Origin of the sequence: Maribacter confluentis (genome assembly GCF_030505015.1) — a bacterium.
In the GTDB taxonomy this organism is placed as follows: Bacteria; Bacteroidota; Bacteroidia; order Flavobacteriales; family Flavobacteriaceae; genus Maribacter; species Maribacter sedimenticola.
Genome location: NZ_JAUKUC010000001.1, coordinates 3969204 through 3990658, shown reverse-complemented (window position 1 = coordinate 3990658; position 21455 = coordinate 3969204). Strand labels below are relative to the sequence as shown.

Genomic DNA, 21455 nt, shown 5'->3' with positions numbered 1-21455 from the left:
AAAATCGATCATGATCGGCTAAAAGCAATAATTACTATTCACCATACTGTAAAACCATTAAACATGACAACGACAAAAACTAATTTATTTACTGATATAGAAAAGATTATCAAGACTTTAAATCCTGAAAGTATTACTGATGAACGGAAAATCATTTTACAACCGTTAATTGATTTTATCCAAAACAAGGTTAATGATCAACAACCCATAAGGATCAATTTTATTTGTACGCACAATTCTCGCAGGAGCCATCTTTCACAAGTATGGGCCCAGACGATGGCCTATTACTTTCAAATAAAGAATGTGCACTGTTATTCTGGCGGTACGGAGGCTACCGCACTTTTCCCAATGGCAGCAGAAACATTAAGAAATGCTGGTTTTAAGATTGAACAGATTACGGAAAACGAAAATCCTGTCTACAGTATAAAATATGCGGATAACGAACATCCTATCATAGGTTTTTCCAAAAAATTGGATGCAGAATTCAATCCAAAATCGGAATTTGCCGCTATTATGACCTGTTCCCAAGCAGATGGTGGCTGCCCGTTCATTGCGGGTGCAGAAAAGCGAATTCCTATTACGTTCAATGACCCCAAAGCTTTTGACAACACCCCTCAACAAGCAGAAAAATATCATGAAAGGAGCATACAGATTGCTACAGAACTTTTGTATGTATTCTCACAAATAAATTTATAAGATGGCATCAAAAAAAATGAGTTTTTTAGACCGTAACCTTACTTTGTGGATATTTGCCGCAATGGCCTTTGGAGTAGCAATAGGCTATTTTTTCCCAACATTTCCAACCTTTATCAATTCTTTTAATAGAGGTACTACCAATATCCCTATTGCGATCGGTCTTATATTAATGATGTATCCGCCTTTGGCAAAAGTTAATTATAGATTATTGCCAAAAGTCTTTAAAAACACTAAGATACTTACCATTTCCCTTATTTTAAATTGGATTATTGGACCCATATTAATGTTTGTGCTTGCCATTACCTTTTTAAGGGATTATCCGGAATATATGGTGGGACTTATCTTGATTGGATTAGCACGTTGTATTGCCATGGTATTGGTGTGGAATGATTTGGCAGAGGGCAGTAGTGAATATGGAGCCGGATTGGTTGCCTTAAACAGTATTTTTCAAGTATTTGCTTACAGTTTTTATGCATGGATCTTTATTACCGTACTACCACCCTATTTTGGTTTTGAAGGTGCCATTGTAGACATTTCTATCAGTACAATTGCGGAAAGTGTGGCAATATATTTAGGCATACCTTTTTTAATGGGTATTTTGAGCAGATTACTATTGGTACCAATAAAAGGAGAAGAGTGGTATACAAACAAATTTATCCCAATCATTGCCCCCATGACCTTATTGGCTTTACTGTTTACCATAGTAATAATGTTTTCTTTAAAAGGAGAGTTGATCGTTGAGATACCCATGGATGTTTTAATCATTGCCATACCGTTACTTATATATTTTACGCTAATGTTCATAATAGGTTTTTTCTTTACAAAAGCATCTGGGGCAACATATGACAAAACAGCTTCAGTTGCATTTACGGCTGCAGGCAATAATTTTGAATTGGCCATTGCAGTCGCCATAGCGGTTTTTGGCTTAAATTCCGGTCAAGCATTTGCGGGGGTCATTGGCCCTTTAGTGGAGGTGCCGGCCTTAATATTGTTGGTAAGGGTTTCCTTTTGGCTGCGTAAAAAATATTTCGGCAATACCGCTGTATAAACCATTAACCTTACAATTTTAATGTCATGCGTAAAAAGCAATGGAGCAATTTGGCACCACCAAAAACGTTCACTTTATAATTGCTAATTTAGCTTTATGAAAACCATTGATATCAGAACGGTAGACGTTGTTCAGTATATACAGCCCTTACGGGAAGGGGGCTCAATGCCTGCAATCGTAAAAGCCGATGATGATTTCTTATATGTATTAAAATTTAGGGGTTCCGGACAAGGAAAAAAATCACTAATTGCAGAGTTCATTGGTGGTGAACTGGCGCGTGCCATAGGATTAAAGGTACCGGAATTGGTTTTTATGAATTTGGAGGATTCGTTCAGACAAACGGAACCGGATGAAGAAATTCAAGATTTGTTGAAATTTAGTGTAGGCTTAAACCTAGGATTGCATTTTTTGTCCGGCGCAATCACTTTTGATCCTTTGGCCTCTAAGGCAGATGCCCTTACCGCGTCAAAAATAGTTGTATTGGATAGCCTTATAAGCAATATAGACCGCACCGCAAAGAATGCCAACCTACTCTATTGGCACAATGAAGTATGGGTTATAGATAACGGCGCAAGTTTTTATTTTCACCATAATTGGGATACTTGGGAAAATCATCTTTCCAGAACTTTTCCGTTTATAAAGGATCATGTTTTATTAGCTCAAGCTACAGCATTGCCAGAAGCTGCACAGGAAATAAAAGCACTACTGAAAGAACAAACGGTCAGCGATATTATTTCTAAAATCCCAGAAGACTGGTTAACCAACGAATCCGATATGTTAAATGTAGCGGAAAAAAGAGCCGCCTATAGACAATTTATTACCACTAAATTGGCCATGATGGATGTACTCGTAAAAGAAGCTGAAGATGCAAGATAGATACCTTTTTAAATACGCCATTATAAGAATCGTTCCTAAAGTTGAAAGAGAGGAATTTTTTAATGTAGGTGTTATTCTGTATTGCAAACGCTTAAAGTTTCTTGATATTAAATATTATATTGATACAAATAAATTAAAAGTATTCTCGCCAGAACTGGAACCTTCTCTTATAAACACGTATTTAGAAGGATGGAAACTGATCTGTGACGGCAATGCATCCGGTGGAGCAATAGGGAAGTTAGATTTAACAGACCGTTTTGGATGGCTTACCGCATGTAGAAGTACTATTATCCAAAGTTCAACAACCCGTTCCGGATTAAGTGTTGACCCCATTAAGGAATTAGAATATATATTCAAGGAATATGTGCTTTAAACTAGGGGGCGAAACAAAAAATCTGCAAGACTTTTAGTGATCTCTTTAAACATACCAATAGATAAATTCTTCTTTTTTCAACCCATATCAATTACAAAAAAATATTCATGCAACTTTTAAAATGCCATTACCATCCCGAAGTCACTTCTTTAAAAAACAAGTCCATTTTAAAGAGACTGGCCACCAGAAGCATTGCCATGCACGGTAATGCCATCCTATTAGTGTATACCGCAAGGTATGAAGATTATAGCCTTCCAGGAGGTGGTTTGGACATTGGCGAAGACAACATAGAAGGTATGATCCGTGAGCTTAGCGAGGAAACCGGAGCCAAGGATATTAAGAATATTCAACCCTTTGGAATATATGAAGAATTTAGACCTTGGTACAAACCGGACCATGAAATACAACATATGATATCCTATTGTTATACATGTGAAGTGAGCAAAGAACTAGGCCCAACAAAGCTGGAAGCCTATGAGATAAAAAATGGCATGAAAGCATTATGGATAGATATTGATAAAGCCATAGCACATAATAAAAGAACTATGATCACCAGTAATAAAATGGGCATGTCCATAATAAGGGAAACTTTTTTACTTGAACTGATTGCTAGTCGTTATGCAGCTCCTAAACCCATCCATTGAAACATAGTTTGTATATATAGACGCATATCATTCAGTTGCCAAACAAGTTAACAAACTATACAAAATCATGTTTTTAAACATTTTGGTCAAAGCTGTATGTTTTCTATTATCTTAATAACTTCAACAAAATTAACAACCAATTGACATTATGGATAATGCTAAAAACCTTCAACAATTCGATGACCTAGATGAGGAACAGTTGCCCATTTCTAAACATAAGCTACATGACTGGACCCATTTTGCTGGCCTATATGCCGCAGAACATGTTGCCGCCACGGAATTTGTAATTGGAGCCACCTTTGTAGCCCTTGGCGCAAAGACCAAGGATATTTTACTCGGCTTGCTCATTGGCAATATTTTGGCAGTATTGAGCTGGACATTAATAACATCTCCAATAGCTGTGGAAACCCGGTTAAGTCTGTACACTTACCTGAATAAAATAGCGGGCGATTCCATGACAAAGCTCTACAACTGGGCCAATGTACTTATATTCTCCGTAATATCTGCCGCCATGATTACCGTATCATCCACTGCGGTGCGTTTTGCCTTTGATATTCCCGCCCAGTTGAACTGGTACCCAACCAATATGTGGTTTGTACTTATTGTTTTTTGTGTGGGAGCCTTTGTGGTCACCATTGCCATATATGGTTTTAATGCGGTATCTGAATTTTCAGGTATTTGTGCTCCATGGCTATTTGTCATGTTTACAAGTGGTGCCATGGTACTCCTACCTGCTTTGTCCCTTGATGTTTTAGGAAAAACTATTCCAGATGGCTGGAATGATTTTATTGCCTTGGGCAATCAATCCATTTGGACAGGTATAGATAGTAATGGCCAACCTGGCATAGGTTTAATAGAGGTAATTGGTTTTGCATGGGCTGCAAATACAATCACCCATTTTGGATTAATAGATATGGCCTTACTTCGTTTCGCAAAAAAGAAATCCTATGCCTTGGCAACCAGTACGGGAATGATGTTCGGGCATTATGTGGCCTGGATTGCTGCGGGAATCATGGGTGCAGGTGCGGCCGTAATATTAGGCAAATCAATAGTGCAACTTGATCCGGGCGATGTTGCCTATTATGCGCTTGGTTGGTCTGGTTTTGTCATCGTGATTGTAGCCGGTTGGACCACAGCCATAACCAACTTATATAGGGCAGGTTTGGCAACTCAGGCAATTTTCCACAATCATTCCAGAAAAAAAACCACACTTGCCGTAGGTATAGTAACCATAATAATAGCATGTTTCCCATTTGTTTTCTCACAAATATTACCGTTACTAACTTATGCGGGCTTGATCGTTGTACCCGTAGGAGGTATTGTATTTGCAGAACATCAGATTTTCCCCCGAGTAGGATACACACGATATTGGTCGCTCTATCAGAAATTAACTTTTAGCACTCCTGCAGTTGCCTCTTGGGCATTGGGCCTATTCTTTGGTTTTGGTTTAAATGCGTTAAATGTAATTTCATTTTTCTATCTATTTATACCTACTTGGATATTTACAATTTTGGTATACACCTTTTTGGCAGGTCGTTTTGGTGCCAAAAAAGAATATCCAGAGGAAGCACAAAAAGAGTATATACGTAACAGGCAGATAGAGGAATACCAAGACGAAAAAGCAAAATTGACAGATGTAAAAGCAAAGGACAAGTCTATATTAACGAGAATATTGACCACTATAGGTATAGTGGCCCTTATATGTACATTAATACTTGCATCTATTGTATTATTTGGCAGTACAAATGAAATAAACTACCAGGAAAATAGGGAGCAATTTTATAATTATGCCTTCATTTGTACCATAGTATATTTCGTTGTTGCGTATTGGGCATTACAGCGTGGCAAACAAAAATCTAAAAATCAATGAAAAACGCAATTTCACTTACCCAAAACAATCTAGCTGAAATAGCTACCCATATTACAAGTCCAACATATTCTAGAAATGATCTTGAAATAGGAATTGTACATGTTGGTGTAGGAGGTTTTCATAGAGCACACCAAGCATTTTATACGAACAAGCTTCAAGAAACAAAAAATGCCAATGAGTGGGCTATTTGTGGCGTAGGACTACGTGAAGGGGATCGGAAAATTTATGATGTTTTAAAAAAACAGGATGGCCTATATTCACTAATCATAAAACATCCTGATGGAAATATTGAAACAAGTATAATTGGTTCCATTAAGGATATCCTATTAAGTGTTGACGATCCAAAAGCTGTAGTTCAAAGAATGGCAAACCCACAGACCAAAATTGTATCGCTCACCATTACTGAGGGTGGGTATAACTTTGACGCTTCCACCGGGGAATTTAATTTTAACAATACGGATATTCAACATGAATTACAAAATCCTGACGACCCTAAAACGGTTTTTGGATATTTGACCGCAGCTTTAAAGAAACGTTGGGACAGTGCATTGCCTGCATTTACCATAATGTCTTGTGACAATATAGAACACAACGGTGATGTAACCCAAAAAATGGTAATGTCATTTGCCAAAAAACAAAATCCGGACTTAGCGCAATGGATAGAAAATAATGTCAGTTTCCCAAACAGTATGGTAGACCGTATAACTCCGGTAACGACCCAAGCTGATATTGAATACCTCGAAAAGGAATATGGACTAAAGGATGAATGGCCCGTAACCTGTGAACCTTTTATACAATGGGTTATTGAGGATGATTTTAGCAATGGAAGGCCAGAATTGGAAAAGGTGGGCGTACAATTTGTGCCCAATGTAAAACCCTATGAAAAAATGAAACTACGTTTGTTAAATGCAGGCCATTCGGTTTTAGGGATTCTTGGAGCTTTGCACGGGCACCAAACCATAAACGCATGTATGGAAGATGCTACGTTCGTTAAATACCTAAGAACCTTTATGGATATTGAAGCCACCCCTACCCTGGATCAGTTAGAAGGTATAGATTTAGACACTTACAAGGATAGTCTGGAAGCCCGTTTTGCAAATCCAAACATAAAGGATAGCGTAAGCCGCATATGTTCTGAAAGTTCTGCCAAATTACCAAAATTCCTAATTGCCACTCTCAGCGATAATTTGGAAAACCATAACAGTATTGAGTTTGCCACATTGGTCATTGCTTCATGGTGTTATTATAGTGACAAGCAATTAAATAAAGATGGACAACCTATTGAAGTGATCGATGCCATGGCTAAAGAATTACATGAAGCAGCAAAGCAAACCAGTACCGACCCATTGGCATTCATTAAACAGAAGTCTATTTTTGGAAACCTTGCCGATAATGAAAGGTTTGCAAACCAGTACAAAGAAAAAATTGCTAAAATTTATAACGATACCGACATAAGAAAGCATATGAAGGAAATGATTTGAGCGTAGCATAGTAAACCATTTAAATAATTTAGATTCAATAGGGTAAATGTATCTAGCGTTTTAAACGTCCTGATGTATCGCCACTTAAAATATTAGTAACCTCATATACCGTTGCAAAGTTGACGTCACCTTCATAGGTATGATTTAATGCACAGACGGCACTTGCAAATTCCATTGCCTTGTAGTCATCATATTGTTGCAGCCCCATAAATGAGCCCTGCGGCAAAGGCATCACCCGTACCTATACGATCTACTACATGGGTAATATCCAAATCCTCCGTTTCCCTAAATTCGGTACCGTTCCACATTCTAGCCCTTATTTTATGCCAGGAGGAATTTAGGGAAGTCCTAATTTTATCAAAAACTTTTTCTATTGACGGGAAAGTAGCGACCAACTGTTTACTTGCTTCAATAAAAGCTTTGTTTGAGAAACTATATGCGGTACCTAGCCCTCATTAATTTCATTGACCCCCCCCAATAAAAACAGTAGAATTCTTGAGCAGTATTGTCAGTGCCTTATTTAGATCTTAGCCATAAGTCCATAGACCACTTCTATACGTTGGATCGGCCGAAATGACCAAACCTTTTTCCTTGGCCAATTTTAGTCCGGCATTCAAGGTATCAAAAGCACCTTTTGACAACGCCGGTGTAATCCCTGTCCAAAGCAACCACTTTCCTTGCTCCAACGCATTTTCCCAATCTACTTTTTCTGGTGTAATATCGGAAAATGCGGAATGAGACCGGTCATAGGAAATCATATTTGGTCTAAAAACTGCACCTACTTCCAAGAAATATACACCTAAAGGTTATTTTGAAAAAAATATGGATGAAGTATTTACACCAAATTAACGAATATAAGCAAGAGCGGTTTCTCCAATAGAATCTTGAGAAACGGCACTGATATGTTTTACATTGCCTCCAAAACTAGCAATGGAAATCACCTGTTCCCTCAAAATAAAACTCAACAATATTTGATTGTATGAATTTCTTGTTTCCACGTGTTGAAATACGCATTAATACCTCCCCAAATGTTATTATTTTCCCCACAATATAAACTTAACCCCAATTTTTCAAAAACTATTATTATATCCATAATGGAAAGCAAATAGAATACTCTATTTGGGCATAGGTATGAACACTTCAAATGCAGTACCTTGACCTACCGCACTCTTTACCTTCACATAACCTTTATGATTACGAACCACTCTTTTCACGATTGCCAATCCTATACCGGTGCCCGGGTATTCCGTATCGCCATGTAAACGTTTAAAAATCTCAAACACCTTTTCTTCATATTTTTGGTCAAATCCTATACCATTATCGGATATTAATATACGGGCATATTGGGTATGGGCCTTGAGGGGATAGTCCGCAAAATTAGTACTGTTTACTACTTCCCCACAGACTTGAACCTTGGCTTCCACATCTTTTCTCGCAAACTTGATGGCATTGGAAAAGAGGTTCAAAAGTAGTTGCCTAAATTGTACGGGTATGACATGTACGGTACAGTCTTTTCCTAAGCTGATCTTTGTATGAACTTCAATTACATCTTCATGAAGCATTTCTATGGTTTCCGCTACTAACTCAGTCAAAGAAATTGATTCCAAATTATTATGAGCACCATCTGCCGCACCATACATTAGAAGGTCTTGTATTAGGTTTCGCATTCTATCAATAGAAGCTACGATACGATCTAATTTATACCTACCATCATCAGAAAGCTGATTTGCCTCTTCGGTATTAATTTGGGAAATAAACATTTGAATTTTACGAAGAGGTTCTTGTAGGTCGTGACTACATATATAATTAAAAGAAGCCAGTTCTACATTGGTCAATTCTAATTTTTTTGTCTTTTTCTCTAACTCTACCGTTCGCTGCAACACCTTTTTTTCAAGTTTTTCCGAAAATGCGATCAGTTGCTCATTGGCACGCTCTAGATCCATTTTATTCTTTCGCAGCTCTAACAAATGGATTACCTGTTCCGATAAAATGGAAAGAGCCTCTTGTTGGCTATCTGTTAGTGTCCGTGGCTTTTTATCGATCACACACAATGTACCCAATGGCACTCCAAATGAATTTTTTAATGGAATACCGGCGTAAAAAACAATGTTGGGATCACCCGTAACTAACGGATTGTCATGAAAACGCTCATCAGATCTTGCATCGGACAATGAAAAAATTGTCTGATCAGAAGTAATGGCATGCGCACAAAATGCATGTTCAATAGGCGTTTCCTGAACATTAAGCCCATGATTGGATTTAAACCATTGCCGTTTATCGTCCAGCAGGGTAATCAATGATATAGGGGTCTGGCAAATTTCTGCAGCGAGTTTGGTTAAATTGTCATAATCTTTTTCAGGTAAGGTATCTAATATGGAATATTCGGTTAAAATTTCAATTCTTTCCTTTGATTTAGGATGGGGATGCGCAATTTTCATATTGTATTTTGTAATGCAAAATAAGAGTTCTTAAATCAATATAATCAATTTTGGCAAGGTCAACGAATTTAAATTTTTAATTAGTAACCGCAGTACGTGTAGTACATAAGTAAATTTAAAAACGCCATAGGCTCTAAAAACAAAAACCCAATACCTTTCGATATTGGGTTTTGCTCTTGCGGAGAAAGAGGGATTCGAACCCCCGGAGGTGTGACCCTCAACAGTTTTCAAGACTGCCGCATTCGACCACTCTGCCATTTCTCCTGAGTGCCTCATCAGGTATTCCCTGAATGCGGGTGCAAATATATAAATGATTTCTTATGTATTAAAGCCTTTTCTTATTTTATTTTTTAAGCAAAAAAACCAAGGTAAAAATTGGTAAAAGTCTAAGTTTAAAATTAGGTTTTATACTACCTTACGGACATGGACAAGCCCCTAGTAAGCATCTTAATACCGTTTAAAAATGTAGCGCCATATTTAGAGGAGTGCTTGGATTCCATACAGCAACAAACGTATTTAAATTATGAGGTTATTGCCGTAAACGATCATTCTAATGACGATAGTTTGGCCATAGCCCAAAGATATTCCGCAAAAGATGCACGCTTTAAAATATATTGTAATGAGGAAAAAGGAATCATTACCGCTTTGAGAAAAGCTTACAAGCAAAGTAAAGGAACGTTCATAACCCGCATGGATGCCGATGATTATATGACCGTTCATAAAATTGAGACCATGGTAAGTGCTTTGATTAATAATGGCGAGGGTTCTCTTGCATTAGGATTGGTACGTTATTTTTCCAAGACCGGGGTCAATGATGGTTATGCCAGGTATGAAAAATGGCTGAATAAATTAACTGTTAAGGGACATAATTTTAAAGGAATTTATAAAGAGTGTGTAATCCCCTCCCCTTGTTGGATGGTTTATAGATCAGATTTTGAAATTTGTGGTGCATTTAAACCAAATAGGTATCCGGAAGATTATGATTTGGCTTTTCGTTTTTACGAACATGGATTATCCTGTATAGCAACAAGCCAAGTTTTACATTTTTGGCGGGATTATACCACGCGTACGTCTCGTACAAGCGAACATTATGCCCAAAATTATTTTATAGCCATAAAACTTCATTATTTTTTAAAACTGGAATATGATACAGGCAAAACCCTGGTAGTTTGGGGCGCAGGGAAAAAAGGGAAGGAAGTTGCCCGTTCATTAATAGAGAAAAAAATACCATTTACGTGGGTTTGCGATAATACCAAGAAAATAGGAAAAGAAATTTATGGTGTAAAACTGTTACATTATTCCCAGTTAGAAAAGATATCAATATCGCAATGCATCATTACGGTTGCCAATGAAGATGAACAATATTCTATTAAAACATATATTGAAGAACTAGGCACAACATCATCTGTTGACTATTTCTTCTTCTGCTGATGGGCACATAAAAATATAGTGCAAATAGACCTTAAAATAATAGTTGTGCTTCAACAGACTTCTACGAACAAAATAATTATCTTTGAAGTAATCAAATCTAGGAATGCAATTTAAATATCCAGAAATTCTTTGGGGCCTTTTACTACTACTCATTCCTATATTCATTCATCTTTTTCAATTACGAAGGTTTAAAAAAACCCCCTTTACCAATGTCAAGTTTTTACAACTGGTGGTATCGGAATCACGAAAAAGCAGCACTTTAAAAAAATGGTTATTGCTACTTAGCCGGCTAGGTTTAATTGCAGCTGTGGTCATTTCTTTTGCGCAACCATTTTCTGCCAATGAAACCGCCTTAAAAGAAAAGGAAACGGTATTCTATTTGGACAACTCTTATAGTATGGACGGTAAAAATGAAAACGGTAGCATCCTATATAATGCTATACAAGAATTTATTAAAAATACTCCGCAGGACCAACTATTTACTTTATTTACCAATACTACCGTCTTTAAGAACATTACCATTAAGGATATTCAAAATGACCTTTTGGAAATAACACCCTCCGCAGATCAGTTAACCATAAACGATATATTATTAAAAGGAAATACTTTTTTTAGCAAGTTAAAGGACGTTCAAAAAAATTTAGTTTTAATATCGGATTTTCAACGCCGCATGGGTGGTATTATACCACAAGATTCCATAATGGAAATCAATGTTTTCTACTTAAATCCACTTAACCATACAATAAACAACAGTAGTATAGACTCGGTATATATAGAAAATAGGACCAATGAAACTATTGATATAGCAGCTACCCTTACAACAAATACCACAGAGGAGAGTCTTCCCGTATCACTTTACAATGACCAAACCCTAATTGCAAAAACTGCCGCCAAATTTAATAAGAACAAAAAAGCAAAGGTTACCTTCTCCATAAATGCAAATGAAAAAATATTGGGTAAAGTAACAATCACGGACAATGGTCTGGAGTATGATAACCAGTTCTATTTTAATATTGATGAAAAGTCCAAAATAAAAGTTCTTGTTATAGGAAAACCTGCCAATGAATTTCTAGACCGAATATATTCCGAAGAGGAATTTGAGTTGACATCCACTTCACTGTCCCAATTAAATTATAGTGATATAGAAAATCAGCATTTAATAATTATAAATGAAATTGATGAACTTCCAAGTTCTTTAGCAACCGCGGTTAAGTCATTTCATGACGATGGTGGCAGTTTTGTTGTTATACCTAGTACCAAAGGAGATTTAAACTCTTATAATCAATTAGCGAATTTTTTTAATACAACGTCTTACTCCAGTACCATAACGCAAAATTTGGCCATATCCCATATAAAGGTGGCTCATGACCTCTTCAATAATGTTTTTGAAAACAATGTAGATAATTTTCAGTTTCCTAGTGTAAAAACCTATCATAGAATGCAGACCATTGGCCAAGTTGCCATTGAGTTTCAAAATAAAGAACCTTTTTTAATATCTAATGATAATGCCCATTTTTTTGCTACCGCATTATCCAATGAAAATTCAAACTTTCAAAATTCCCCACTGATAGTTCCTACTTTTTATAACATTGGTATAAACAGTTTAAAATTACCTTCCTTATATGCAAATATTGAGGACAATGCAGCTGTAGAAATACCAATTACCCTGCAGCAGGATGAAAATATTAAGGTCGTAAATGAAACCATTGAATTTATTCCGCTACAACGAGCTTTGCCCAAAAAAGTACAACTTACATTTATGGACAATCCTAAAAAAACTGGCATTTATAAAATTATGCATGATCAAAAACTGCTTAGGAACATTAGTTTTAATGAAAACCGGAAAGAAAGTGAATTGGTTTATAGCCAGATACCGGAAAATAACGGTATTACCTCAATAAATAAATATTTTACGGAGCGTCAAAAAAACAATGCCATAAATGAGTTTTGGAAATGGTTTGCTATTTTAGCATTCGCGTTTATTATCATAGAAACATTACTTCAAAGATTTATTAAATAGTCTATAAATGAACCACCCATAAGCCCTATGAACATACTCTTAAAATCAGTTACGATCGTTAATGGGAACAATAAGGACCTTCACAAAAAAAAGAAGGATATCCTTATTAAAAATGGCACTATAGAGGCCATAGCTGCAAAAATAGACCCACCTGCAAAGACAAAGATTATTGAAAAAGATAATATGCATGTTTCCATAGGTTGGTTTGATAGTGGAGTAAGTTTTGGCGAGCCAGGATATGAGGAAAGGGAAACCATAGAGAATGGTTTGATGACCGCTGCTAAAAGTGGATTTACGGATGTCATTCTAAATACAAGCAGTACACCCACCCCAGATTCCGCATCGGACATCGTATTCCTTAAAAATGCATCAAAAAACCTACTTACAAAGCTGCATCCACTAGGCAATCTCACTGCAAATGGAGAAAGTGAAGCGCTAGCAGAACTCTATGATATGAAAAACTCCGGGGCCGTAGGGTTTTACGATTACAAACACCCCATATCCAATGCCAATCTCTTAAAGATCGCATTACAATATGCACAAAACTTTGATGGATTGATTTTTTCCTTTCCTCTGGATAGGAACATATCCGGTAAAGGCATTGTCAATGAAGGGGTAACCAGTACTAGGCTGGGCTTAAAAGGTATACCGGCATTGGCCGAAGAACTGCAAATTGCCAGGGACCTTTTTATTTTGGAATATACCGGTGGCAAATTGTTTATCCCTACCATTTCTACGGCAAATGCCGTAAAACTTGTTGCAGATGCCAAGAAGAAAGGTTTGGAGGTATATTGTAGCGTTGCGGCCCATAACCTTACCATTACGGATGAGGCACTGGAAGACTTCAATACACAATATAAGGTCATGCCTCCTCTGCGCACGTCCACTGACACCAAAGCCCTTATCAAGGGTGTTAAAAATGGTACGATAGATTTAATCACTTCTGACCACACACCGTTGAACGTTGAACTAAAACATGTTGAGTTTGATAATGCCGACTTTGGTTCTATTGGCTTGGAAAGTATTTTTGGAATGCTGAACAACATTCTGGATATCGAAGATACAATTGCACAATTAACCAAAGGAAGGGAAATTTTTAATGTGGACCCACCTAAATTAAAAATTGGCCAACCTGCTAATTTAACCTTGTTCGATCCGGAAATAACCTATAATTTTACACAAGACCATATTCACAGCACTTCCAAAAATGCCTTGGCAACAGGTCGGCAGATGAAAGGTAAAGTCATAGGAACGGTAGTGAACAACCAATTGGTCATAAACGATTAACACGTGGAAAAGTCCCCAAGCATACCAGGTAAAACAACGGCCATTGTCGCTTATCTAACAATTGTTGGCGCAATGATAGCCATGAGCATGAACTCGGAACCAAGACATAGATTTGCCAGATTCCATACAAGACAGGCATTTGGGCTTCACATTGTGTTTTTAGGCTTTGCCCTTTTAAACAGTCAGTGGGGAAATGTATATGGTTTTTACGGGTTATATATTTTTTATATAGTACTTTGGTTTTATGCATTTTTAGGGCTATTGGGCAATAAAGAACAAGAAATTCCGGTCCTTGGAGCCTATTTTCAAAAATGGTTCACATTCATTCAATAAAATTATGACTACAGCTCCCCTATCTTTAGAACATATTATAAGACCTTCTAACTTAACTGATAAAAAACCACCCGTTCTGTTTTTATTTCATGGTTATGGCAGTAATGAAGAAGACCTTTTTTCCTTTGCTCCAGAACTTCCGAAAGAACTTTGTGTTATTTCCGTTAGGGCACCATATATACTTCAGCCATATGGCTATGCTTGGTATGCGATAAATTTTGATAATGAAAAAGGAAAGTGGAGTGATGATGAACAGGCTATTGGATCACGGGATAAAATTGTAACCTTTATCGATGAGGCCTGCAATGCATATGGCTTGGACACGAACCATGTAAATTTATTAGGTTTTAGTCAGGGTACCATACTCAGTTACGCCGTAGCTTTATCTTATCCTGAGAAAGTTAAAAACATAATCGCCCTAAGCGGATATATCAATGAGTCCATTTTAAAGGAAAATTATAGTACAAACGATTTTGACCAAATAAGTTTCTATTGTAGCCATGGAGACGTAGATCAGGTAATTCCGGTTGAATGGGCTCGTAAAGCACCGGAAATCTTAAAGAAATTAGGTATTGAACATCAATATGAAGAATTTCCTGTTGGGCATGGTGTTGCACCTCAAAACTTTTATTCCTTACAAAAGTGGATCAAGGAAAAGCTTTAATTACTGCGGGTGTAAAGTAAGTGGTCCACAAGAGTAAAATCAACCCCCAAATCATCTTTTAGTTCATATTTAATAAGCAATTCGCCCCAATACTTTCCATCGGAAAAATCAGCTAAGATCCATTTATGGTTTAATATCTTAATCTTATTGATCTTAAAATCATTTTCCATTCCTTCATAAGGAATTAAAGGATTGTCTCCTTTTTGTTCATTGGTTTCCAGCAGTTTGTCCGTAATATATGCAGCTGGGTTATGTAGATCCAAATGCTCGTAATAAGCCAAAGCATCATCATTATTTTCCAAAGAAAAATATTGCATATCCATAACCTTGACATTGGACCGTTGTACAGAATCCTTCAAAACATCTATTTCTGACTGTAACTTGGTTATTTTGGCGGTATTCATTTCCACCATTTTATTACTACTGACAAAAAGATACAAGCAGATTAAGGCCGAAAATAAAAAGAGGTATAAAAAGATATTTTTCTTCATAATTAAATAGTAATGGTTAAGTTATCAAAAGCCAAATGTACGTTAGGCGGAAGCATTGCTTCTACCTCATCATGAAAACCGAGCAAATGGCTAATATGGGTTAAATATGCGGTTTCCGGGTTTACCCTATTAATAAACTCCAAGGCCTCCTCTAAATTAAAATGGGAAATATGGGGTTGAATTCTAAGAGCGTTTACGACCAATACTTTAGAATGTTTTATTTTTTCCAATTCATCGTCATGGATAGACTTTACATCAGTTAAATACGTAAAATCGTCAATACGATAACCAAAAACCTGTAGTTTATTGTGCAGTACATTAATGGGTAATACTGTTTTGTTACCCAATGTAAAAGGACAATTTTTCTTTACCCTATTAATTTGCACCGAAGGCGCACCAGGATACTTATCCTTTTCATTAAAAATATAGTCAAATCGGTTTTTCAAGGATTTCAACACACGCTTATGAGCATAAATCGGTATACTGCCCTGCCTGAAAAAGAAGGGCCTTATATCATCAAGGCCTGCGGTATGGTCAGAATGCTCGTGTGTATACAGAATACCATCCAAATGTTGAATATTATGGGTCAACATTTGCTGTCTAAAATCTGGGCCACAATCAATTACATAATGATATTTGTTCCACGATATTAAGACGGATACCCGTAATCTTTTATCCTTTGGGTTTTCACTTAAACATACCGGATGTGTACTACCTATGATCGGAATGCCCTGCGATGTTCCCGTCCCTAAAAAAGTAACACGTAAATTATTTGTCATGTATTACAAATTTAATTCCTTTTTAGTAAAATAAAGGTTGAAAAATTAGAAGATCAGGGTAATTAAAGCGCAATAAAGTAAAGAATGAAAGTAATTCCATTTTTTTAGGGCATATGCCAAATGTAACGTCCATTCTTTATAACTTTGTTAAAAAGATAAACAGGTAAAAATGGCATCCGTACTAAAAAGAGATAGTGTTTTTGAAAACATTCCCTCGATCAAGGCAAAAACGTTACGTATAAATCTAAACCCGGATATTTATGGAACATTTGCAGAGATTGGCGCAGGACAGGAAACAGCGCGCCATTTCTTTAGATCGGGTGGAGCATCTGGCACGATAGCGAAAGCAATGAGTGCCTATGACAAGGATTTCAGCGACGCTATTTATGGCATTGAAGCCGATGGCCGGTATGTTACACAAGCCCGTCTTAAAACTATGCTTACCCATGAGATGCAGTTAATGGAGGAGCGTATAAGTAGGGAAAACCATCCGGACAGATTGTTCTTTTCCTATGCAAATACCGTAGCTACCATAGATTTTTCAAAACGGTACAAAGGACACGGATGGGTTGGTATACGTTACCAATTGGACCCCAACCAAAAAGAATGGGATGAGATTATATTACATATACGATTTAAACAAAATGAGGCTCGTTTGCAGCAAGAGACCCTTGGAACACTTGGTGTAAATTTAATTTATGGTGCTTTCTATAAGTATCATAAGCCAAAAAAAATGTTGAAATATTTATATGACCATATTGACAAGGATACATTGGAAATTGATATGGTCAATTTTTCAGGCCCTAATTTTAAGGATGTAGACAACCGTTTAATGAGCTTGCAGCTTATTAAGAACAATATGACAGATGCCGTTATGTTTGGCCCGGACGGTAATAACCTTTTGCCTGCCGCAGTATTGTACAAAAAAAATATTTTGGCGTTACGCGGTAGTTTTAGACCGGTAACCAAGGTAAATCTAGACATGTTTGAAAAATCGTATGATATTTTCATACGTGATTCTCAAGTAGACCAGAACAACACCATAGTAATTTTTGAAATTACCCTTTCCAATTTAAAGGCATCCGGTGAAATAGATGAGCAAGACTTCATGGACCGCGCAGAGCTGTTGTGTTCACTTGGTCATTCCGTTATGATATCAAAATTTCAGGAATACTATAAGCTGGTTGAATATTTCAACAACTTTACCAAAAATAGAATTGGACTTACCATGGGCGTCAATAATTTGGTAGACATATTTGATGAAAAATATTACAGGCATTTAAGTGGTGGAATTTTAGAGGCGTTCGGCAAACTTTTCTTTAAAGATCTACAAGTTTATCTATACCCAATGAAGAATCCGGATACCGGACAAATAATGACGAGCAATAATGTTAAGGTACACCCACGTATGAAAGAATTGTATAAATTCTTTAAATACAACGGCAAAGTAATGGATATCATTGATTATGAGCCGGATATCATGCATATTTTCTCTAGAGATGTACTTAAAAAATTAATGAACAATGAGGAAGGTTGGGAAAAAATGCTTCCTGAGGGCATTGCGGAAATTATAAAAGAAAAGAATCTTTTCAGCAGAAAGGATAATGAAGAGGAACTTCAAGAATCATAAAGTCTTTAAATTTTCTTACTTTAAAAAAAAACCGAGCGTCCATAAATTGGGCACTCGGTTTTTTAATTTAATCATTAAAATTATTCCAATAGTTGTGCTGCATGGTCTTTGGTCTTCACCTTATCTATAACCTTTATAACCATACCATTACCATCTATAACAAAGGTTTTTCTATGTATACCATCATATTCCCTACCCATAAATTTTTTAGGTCCCCAGACCCCAAAAATATTAAGGACCGTATGGACTTCATCTGCCAATAGCGGAAAAGGAAACTCATATTTACTTTTAAATTTTGCTTGTCTTGCTTCAGAATCTGCACTTACCCCTAAAAGTTCATAGCCATTGGCTTGCAATTCTTGGTAATTATCCCTTAAATTACACGCTTCGGCAGTACAACCGGGGGTACTGGCCTTAGGATAAAAGAAGACGATCAGTTTTTTTCCTTTGTAATCAGAAAGTTTAACCAAATTACCATCTTGGTCCTTTGCTGAAAATGACGGCACTTTATCCCCGACTTTTAATGTATCCATAATAGTAGTTTAAATTTATGTTTAAATTATTTCATTCAAAATTAAACAAAAAATGACTAAAGCAGAAAAAATAGCGTTTACAATCTCTACGTTACAAGAGCTTTATCCAGAAATTCCTGTACCCTTAGACCATAAAGACCCGTATACATTATTGATTGCTGTTCTAATGTCTGCCCAAAGTACAGATGTACGAGTAAATAAAATTACTCCCTTGCTATTTGCAAGAGCGGACAATCCTTATGATATGGTCAAGCTGAGCGTAAATGAAATAAGGGAAATCATAAAACCTGTAGGTCTGTCCCCCATGAAAGCCAAAGGTATATATGGTCTTTCAAAGATATTGATCGAAAAACATGATGGCAAAGTACCACAAGATCTACCTTCATTGGAAGCATTGCCCGCCGTGGGCCATAAAACGGCTAGTGTTGTTGTATCACAAGCATTTGGTATTCCAGCTTTTCCGGTAGATACACATATTCATAGATTACTATATAGGTGGGGTTTTACCAATGGTAAAAATGTAGTACAAACAGAAAAAGATGCCAAACGTTTGTTCCCCAAGGAAATTTGGAACGATTTACACTTGCAGATCATTTGGTACGGCAGACAATATTCTCCTGCCAGAGGTTGGGACCTGGAGAAAGATATCATAACCAAGAAAATAGGTAGAAAATCCGTACTGAACGAATATTATAAAAAGAAAAAGACCCGTTAAAAACGGGTCTTTTATTAGTTTAAAAATGTTTCAAAACTTAAATCATTGTGCTCAAATTCGTAAAGCGCCTGAGAATAACTCAACAAAAAATTAATTGTCTTTGGACATACTTTAACAAATTCTGCCTGTTCTTGAAAATTAGAGTAAATTTTTTCCATACTTCCTACGTTGTTACACTAAAATAACGCCGCAAAATTGGAAATATTGTTTACTCTATGTTCTTCCCTCTTAATTCGTAAGAACAATATTGTTTTTGTCGATGATTTTTCTAAGATTTATTAAAGCATAACGCATTCTTCCCAAGGCCGTATTGATACTTACTCCTGTATTTTCCGATATTTCCTTAAAGCTCATATCCTTGTAGATACGCATTAAAAGAACTTCTTTTTGATCATCTGGCAACTCTTCTACCAATTGTCTAAGATCTGTATCTATTTGATTTTTGATGAGTTGCTTTTCAGCATTTAACTTATCATCACCTATAACAGAAAAAATATTGAAGTCATCGCTACCTTCAAACATTGGCATTCTCTTATTTCTTCTGAAATGATCAATAATCAAGTTATGGGAAATTCTCATTACCCATGGTAAAAATTTACCTTCCTCGCTGTATTTTCCTTTTTTTAAGGTCTTGATCACCTTTATAAAGGTATCTTGGAATATATCTTCTGTAATATCCCTATCCAATACCTTAGAATAGATAAAACTAGTAATACGCTGATTGTGTCTGTTGATCAATATTTCAAGGGCACTTTCGTTACCATTGATGTAATCCCTTACTAATTCTGAGTCTTCAATTTGTAGTTTCATACGAGTTACTTTCTTTTAAGGTTTTAGATTGGGAAAATCTAATTGGTTATTTTGGTTTGCTTTTTAATTCTGATATAAAACTATAGAAAAGGGGTGCTGTTCAAAAAAGTATGTTGTCAAACAGCACTTTTATGATGTGAAACATCGAAAAAGTATATTTCCATACAATAAATTAGAATATGGAAAGTTCCGTGATAAATTTAGATATAGCTTTTAAGGACGGTACTATATAGGAGAATATTGTTTTGGCCTTACTACAGGACAAATATTTAAGATTGGAAAGAAACATTATAATCATGTATACGGTAAGGACACCTAACATATAATTATATAAAAAAGAAAACCTCTTGAACTTTCGTCCAAGAGGTTTATATTATTTGGTAAGGATGATTAATTTAAATTACTTTCAAATTGTAATCCCTTTGTTTCTGTTATATCCAATGACTTAGAATAGGCCAATAAAAATTCAATGGTTTCTGGTCTGGCTTTTACTAAAGTACATTTTTCAATTTTATCGGTGTAAATTTTCTCCATAGTATTTGTTGTTTAGGTTCAACTAAAGAACGATACATTGAGGAAGATAGTAGATCCACTCGACCTATAACCAATTAATTCGTTAAAACTATACTATTGGCCTCAACTAACTTTCTTAGGTTGATCAATGCGTAGCGCATTCTTCCTAAAGCCGTATTGATACTAACACCCGTATTATCCGAAATTTCCTTAAAACTCATATCCTTGTAGATACGCATTTCCAAAACTTCCTGCTGATCCTCAGGGAGTTCTTTGATCAGCCTCACCAAATCAGTATCTATTTGCTCCTTGATCAACTGTCTTTCTGCATCAAGTTTTTCATCACCCAATAAAGCGAATATATTATAGCTCTCCTTACTATTGTACATGGGCATTCTGTTGTGCTTTCTAAAATGATCAATAATCAGGTTATGTGCAATTCTCATGACCCAGGGCAAAAACTTTCCTTCTTCGTTATAGGCACCTTTTTTTAAGGTACGGATCACTTTCATAAAGGTATCTTGAAAAATATCCTCGGTCAATTCCCTATCCCCTACTTTTGAATAGATAAAACCGGTTAAACGAGAATTATGACGATTTATTAAAGCCTCTATGGCCTTTTCGTCTCCTTGAATATATTTTTTGACTAATTGGGAATCTTCAATCTGTACAACCATAAACTTTACTTTAAGGGTTAAAATATGGTCCCTATTTCATTTGAACTAGGATACCAGTAGTATTAATTTTAACTTAAAAATGTAAAGTTGCTTTATAGGCCGATTAAATTTTATTAGGCTCCAAAGATAGAAAAAAAATAATACTC

26 protein-coding genes and 1 tRNA gene are annotated in these 21455 nt (G+C 36.2%); 14 read left to right on the top strand and 13 right to left on the bottom strand.

Annotated features, from left to right (window positions below):
- Positions 1 to 63: 63 nt before the first annotated feature.
- From Q2T41_RS17460 to Q2T41_RS17430, 7 genes are all read left to right on the top strand, one after another.
- Entirely contained in the window at positions 64 to 696 is a 633-nt protein-coding gene (locus Q2T41_RS17460) for an arsenate-mycothiol transferase ArsC (protein WP_304437123.1), read from the top strand.
- A 1-nt stretch (position 697) separates the two neighbouring features.
- On the top strand, positions 698 to 1744 hold the full coding sequence (gene arsB, locus Q2T41_RS17455; RefSeq protein WP_304437122.1) for an ACR3 family arsenite efflux transporter: 1047 nt from the start codon (positions 698 to 700) through the stop codon (positions 1742 to 1744).
- Between the two features lie 96 nt (positions 1745 to 1840).
- Entirely contained in the window at positions 1841 to 2620 is a 780-nt protein-coding gene (locus tag Q2T41_RS17450) for a HipA family kinase (protein WP_089261448.1), read from the top strand.
- On the top strand, positions 2610 to 2993 hold the full coding sequence (locus Q2T41_RS17445) for a DUF3037 domain-containing protein (RefSeq protein ID WP_089261450.1): 384 nt from the start codon (positions 2610 to 2612) through the stop codon (positions 2991 to 2993). The genes Q2T41_RS17450 and Q2T41_RS17445 overlap by 11 nt, the downstream gene beginning before the upstream one ends.
- Positions 2994 to 3100: 107 nt before the next feature.
- Complete coding sequence (locus Q2T41_RS17440) at positions 3101 to 3637, top strand: NUDIX hydrolase (protein ID WP_304437121.1); 537 nt, start codon at positions 3101 to 3103, stop codon at positions 3635 to 3637.
- 148 nt (positions 3638 to 3785) lie between these two features.
- The gene (locus tag Q2T41_RS17435; RefSeq protein WP_304437120.1) at positions 3786 to 5507 is read left to right on the top strand and encodes a purine-cytosine permease family protein; all 1722 of its coding nucleotides are present in this window, start codon (positions 3786 to 3788) and stop codon (positions 5505 to 5507) included.
- The gene (locus Q2T41_RS17430; protein WP_304437119.1) at positions 5504 to 6988 is read left to right on the top strand and encodes a mannitol dehydrogenase family protein; all 1485 of its coding nucleotides are present in this window, start codon (positions 5504 to 5506) and stop codon (positions 6986 to 6988) included. Before Q2T41_RS17435 ends, Q2T41_RS17430 begins: the two co-directional genes overlap by 4 nt.
- Before the next feature lie 52 nt (positions 6989 to 7040).
- Here the strand turns inward: Q2T41_RS17430 and Q2T41_RS17425 are convergent, their stop codons facing one another.
- The 6 genes from Q2T41_RS17425 to Q2T41_RS17400 form a co-directional block, all read right to left on the bottom strand.
- A complete protein-coding gene (locus tag Q2T41_RS17425; RefSeq protein WP_304437118.1) occupies positions 7041 to 7196 on the bottom strand; it encodes a hypothetical protein in 156 nt (51 codons plus the stop codon).
- Complete coding sequence (locus tag Q2T41_RS17420; protein ID WP_304437117.1) at positions 7177 to 7383, bottom strand: hypothetical protein; 207 nt, start codon at positions 7381 to 7383, stop codon at positions 7177 to 7179. Before Q2T41_RS17420 ends, Q2T41_RS17425 begins: the two co-directional genes overlap by 20 nt.
- A 132-nt stretch (positions 7384 to 7515) precedes the next feature.
- Positions 7516 to 7776 carry a carbohydrate kinase family protein gene (locus Q2T41_RS17415; RefSeq protein WP_304437116.1) on the bottom strand — a complete coding sequence of 87 codons (261 nt, stop codon included), beginning with the start codon at positions 7774 to 7776 and terminating at the stop codon, positions 7516 to 7518.
- 57 nt (positions 7777 to 7833) lie between these two features.
- Positions 7834 to 7986, bottom strand: coding sequence for a hypothetical protein (locus tag Q2T41_RS17410; protein ID WP_304437115.1), 153 nt, complete (start codon positions 7984 to 7986; stop codon positions 7834 to 7836).
- Between the two features lie 117 nt (positions 7987 to 8103).
- Positions 8104 to 9426 carry a GAF domain-containing sensor histidine kinase gene (locus tag Q2T41_RS17405; protein ID WP_304437114.1) on the bottom strand — a complete coding sequence of 441 codons (1323 nt, stop codon included), beginning with the start codon at positions 9424 to 9426 and terminating at the stop codon, positions 8104 to 8106.
- A gap of 179 nt (positions 9427 to 9605) precedes the next feature.
- A tRNA-Ser gene (locus tag Q2T41_RS17400) sits at positions 9606 to 9690 on the bottom strand.
- Between the two features lie 159 nt (positions 9691 to 9849).
- Here Q2T41_RS17400 and Q2T41_RS17395 point away from each other — a divergent pair.
- The 5 genes from Q2T41_RS17395 to Q2T41_RS17375 all read left to right on the top strand — a co-directional run bounded on the left by Q2T41_RS17395 (position 9850) and on the right by Q2T41_RS17375 (position 15161).
- The gene (locus Q2T41_RS17395) at positions 9850 to 10857 is read left to right on the top strand and encodes a glycosyltransferase family 2 protein (protein WP_304437113.1); all 1008 of its coding nucleotides are present in this window, start codon (positions 9850 to 9852) and stop codon (positions 10855 to 10857) included.
- Between the two features lie 103 nt (positions 10858 to 10960).
- Positions 10961 to 12877, top strand: coding sequence for a BatA domain-containing protein (locus Q2T41_RS17390; protein ID WP_304437112.1), 1917 nt, complete (start codon positions 10961 to 10963; stop codon positions 12875 to 12877).
- A 27-nt stretch (positions 12878 to 12904) separates the two neighbouring features.
- Entirely contained in the window at positions 12905 to 14164 is a 1260-nt protein-coding gene (locus Q2T41_RS17385; protein ID WP_304437111.1) for a dihydroorotase, read from the top strand.
- A 3-nt stretch (positions 14165 to 14167) separates the two neighbouring features.
- Positions 14168 to 14497: a hypothetical protein gene (locus tag Q2T41_RS17380; protein ID WP_089261466.1), complete on the top strand. Its 330-nt coding sequence runs from the start codon at positions 14168 to 14170 to the stop codon at positions 14495 to 14497.
- Positions 14498 to 14501: 4 nt separating this feature from the next.
- A complete protein-coding gene (locus tag Q2T41_RS17375; protein WP_304437110.1) occupies positions 14502 to 15161 on the top strand; it encodes an alpha/beta hydrolase in 660 nt (219 codons plus the stop codon).
- Here the strand turns inward: Q2T41_RS17375 and Q2T41_RS17370 are convergent.
- Both Q2T41_RS17370 and Q2T41_RS17365 read right to left on the bottom strand, forming a co-directional pair.
- Complete coding sequence (locus Q2T41_RS17370) at positions 15158 to 15652, bottom strand: hydrolase (protein ID WP_304437109.1); 495 nt, start codon at positions 15650 to 15652, stop codon at positions 15158 to 15160. The genes Q2T41_RS17375 and Q2T41_RS17370 overlap by 4 nt on opposite strands.
- Before the next feature lie 2 nt (positions 15653 to 15654).
- Entirely contained in the window at positions 15655 to 16431 is a 777-nt protein-coding gene (locus Q2T41_RS17365; protein WP_304437108.1) for an MBL fold metallo-hydrolase, read from the bottom strand.
- A gap of 169 nt (positions 16432 to 16600) precedes the next feature.
- Here Q2T41_RS17365 and Q2T41_RS17360 point away from each other — a divergent pair, with 169 nt between their 5' ends.
- Entirely contained in the window at positions 16601 to 18061 is a 1461-nt protein-coding gene (locus Q2T41_RS17360; protein WP_089261474.1) for a nucleotidyl transferase family protein, read from the top strand.
- Between the two features lie 80 nt (positions 18062 to 18141).
- On the opposite strand, the gene bcp is transcribed toward Q2T41_RS17360, so the two are convergent.
- On the bottom strand, positions 18142 to 18594 hold the full coding sequence (bcp, locus tag Q2T41_RS17355) for a thioredoxin-dependent thiol peroxidase (protein WP_304437107.1): 453 nt from the start codon (positions 18592 to 18594) through the stop codon (positions 18142 to 18144).
- A gap of 52 nt (positions 18595 to 18646) precedes the next feature.
- Here bcp and Q2T41_RS17350 point away from each other — a divergent pair, with 52 nt between their 5' ends.
- The gene (locus Q2T41_RS17350; protein WP_304437106.1) at positions 18647 to 19309 is read left to right on the top strand and encodes an endonuclease III domain-containing protein; all 663 of its coding nucleotides are present in this window, start codon (positions 18647 to 18649) and stop codon (positions 19307 to 19309) included.
- A gap of 228 nt (positions 19310 to 19537) precedes the next feature.
- Here Q2T41_RS17350 and Q2T41_RS17345 read toward each other — a convergent pair whose 3' ends face one another.
- The 4 genes from Q2T41_RS17345 to Q2T41_RS17330 all read right to left on the bottom strand — a co-directional run bounded on the left by Q2T41_RS17345 (position 19538) and on the right by Q2T41_RS17330 (position 21309).
- Entirely contained in the window at positions 19538 to 20119 is a 582-nt protein-coding gene (locus Q2T41_RS17345) for an RNA polymerase sigma factor (RefSeq protein ID WP_089261480.1), read from the bottom strand.
- A 172-nt stretch (positions 20120 to 20291) separates the two neighbouring features.
- A complete protein-coding gene (locus tag Q2T41_RS17340) occupies positions 20292 to 20441 on the bottom strand; it encodes a hypothetical protein (protein ID WP_304437105.1) in 150 nt (49 codons plus the stop codon).
- Between the two features lie 68 nt (positions 20442 to 20509).
- Positions 20510 to 20653, bottom strand: coding sequence for a hypothetical protein (locus Q2T41_RS17335; RefSeq protein ID WP_304437104.1), 144 nt, complete (start codon positions 20651 to 20653; stop codon positions 20510 to 20512).
- Between the two features lie 74 nt (positions 20654 to 20727).
- Positions 20728 to 21309 (bottom strand): RNA polymerase sigma factor, encoded by a 582-nt coding sequence (locus Q2T41_RS17330; RefSeq protein WP_304437103.1) that lies wholly within the window; start codon positions 21307 to 21309, stop codon positions 20728 to 20730.
- Positions 21310 to 21455: the final 146 nt, after the last annotated feature.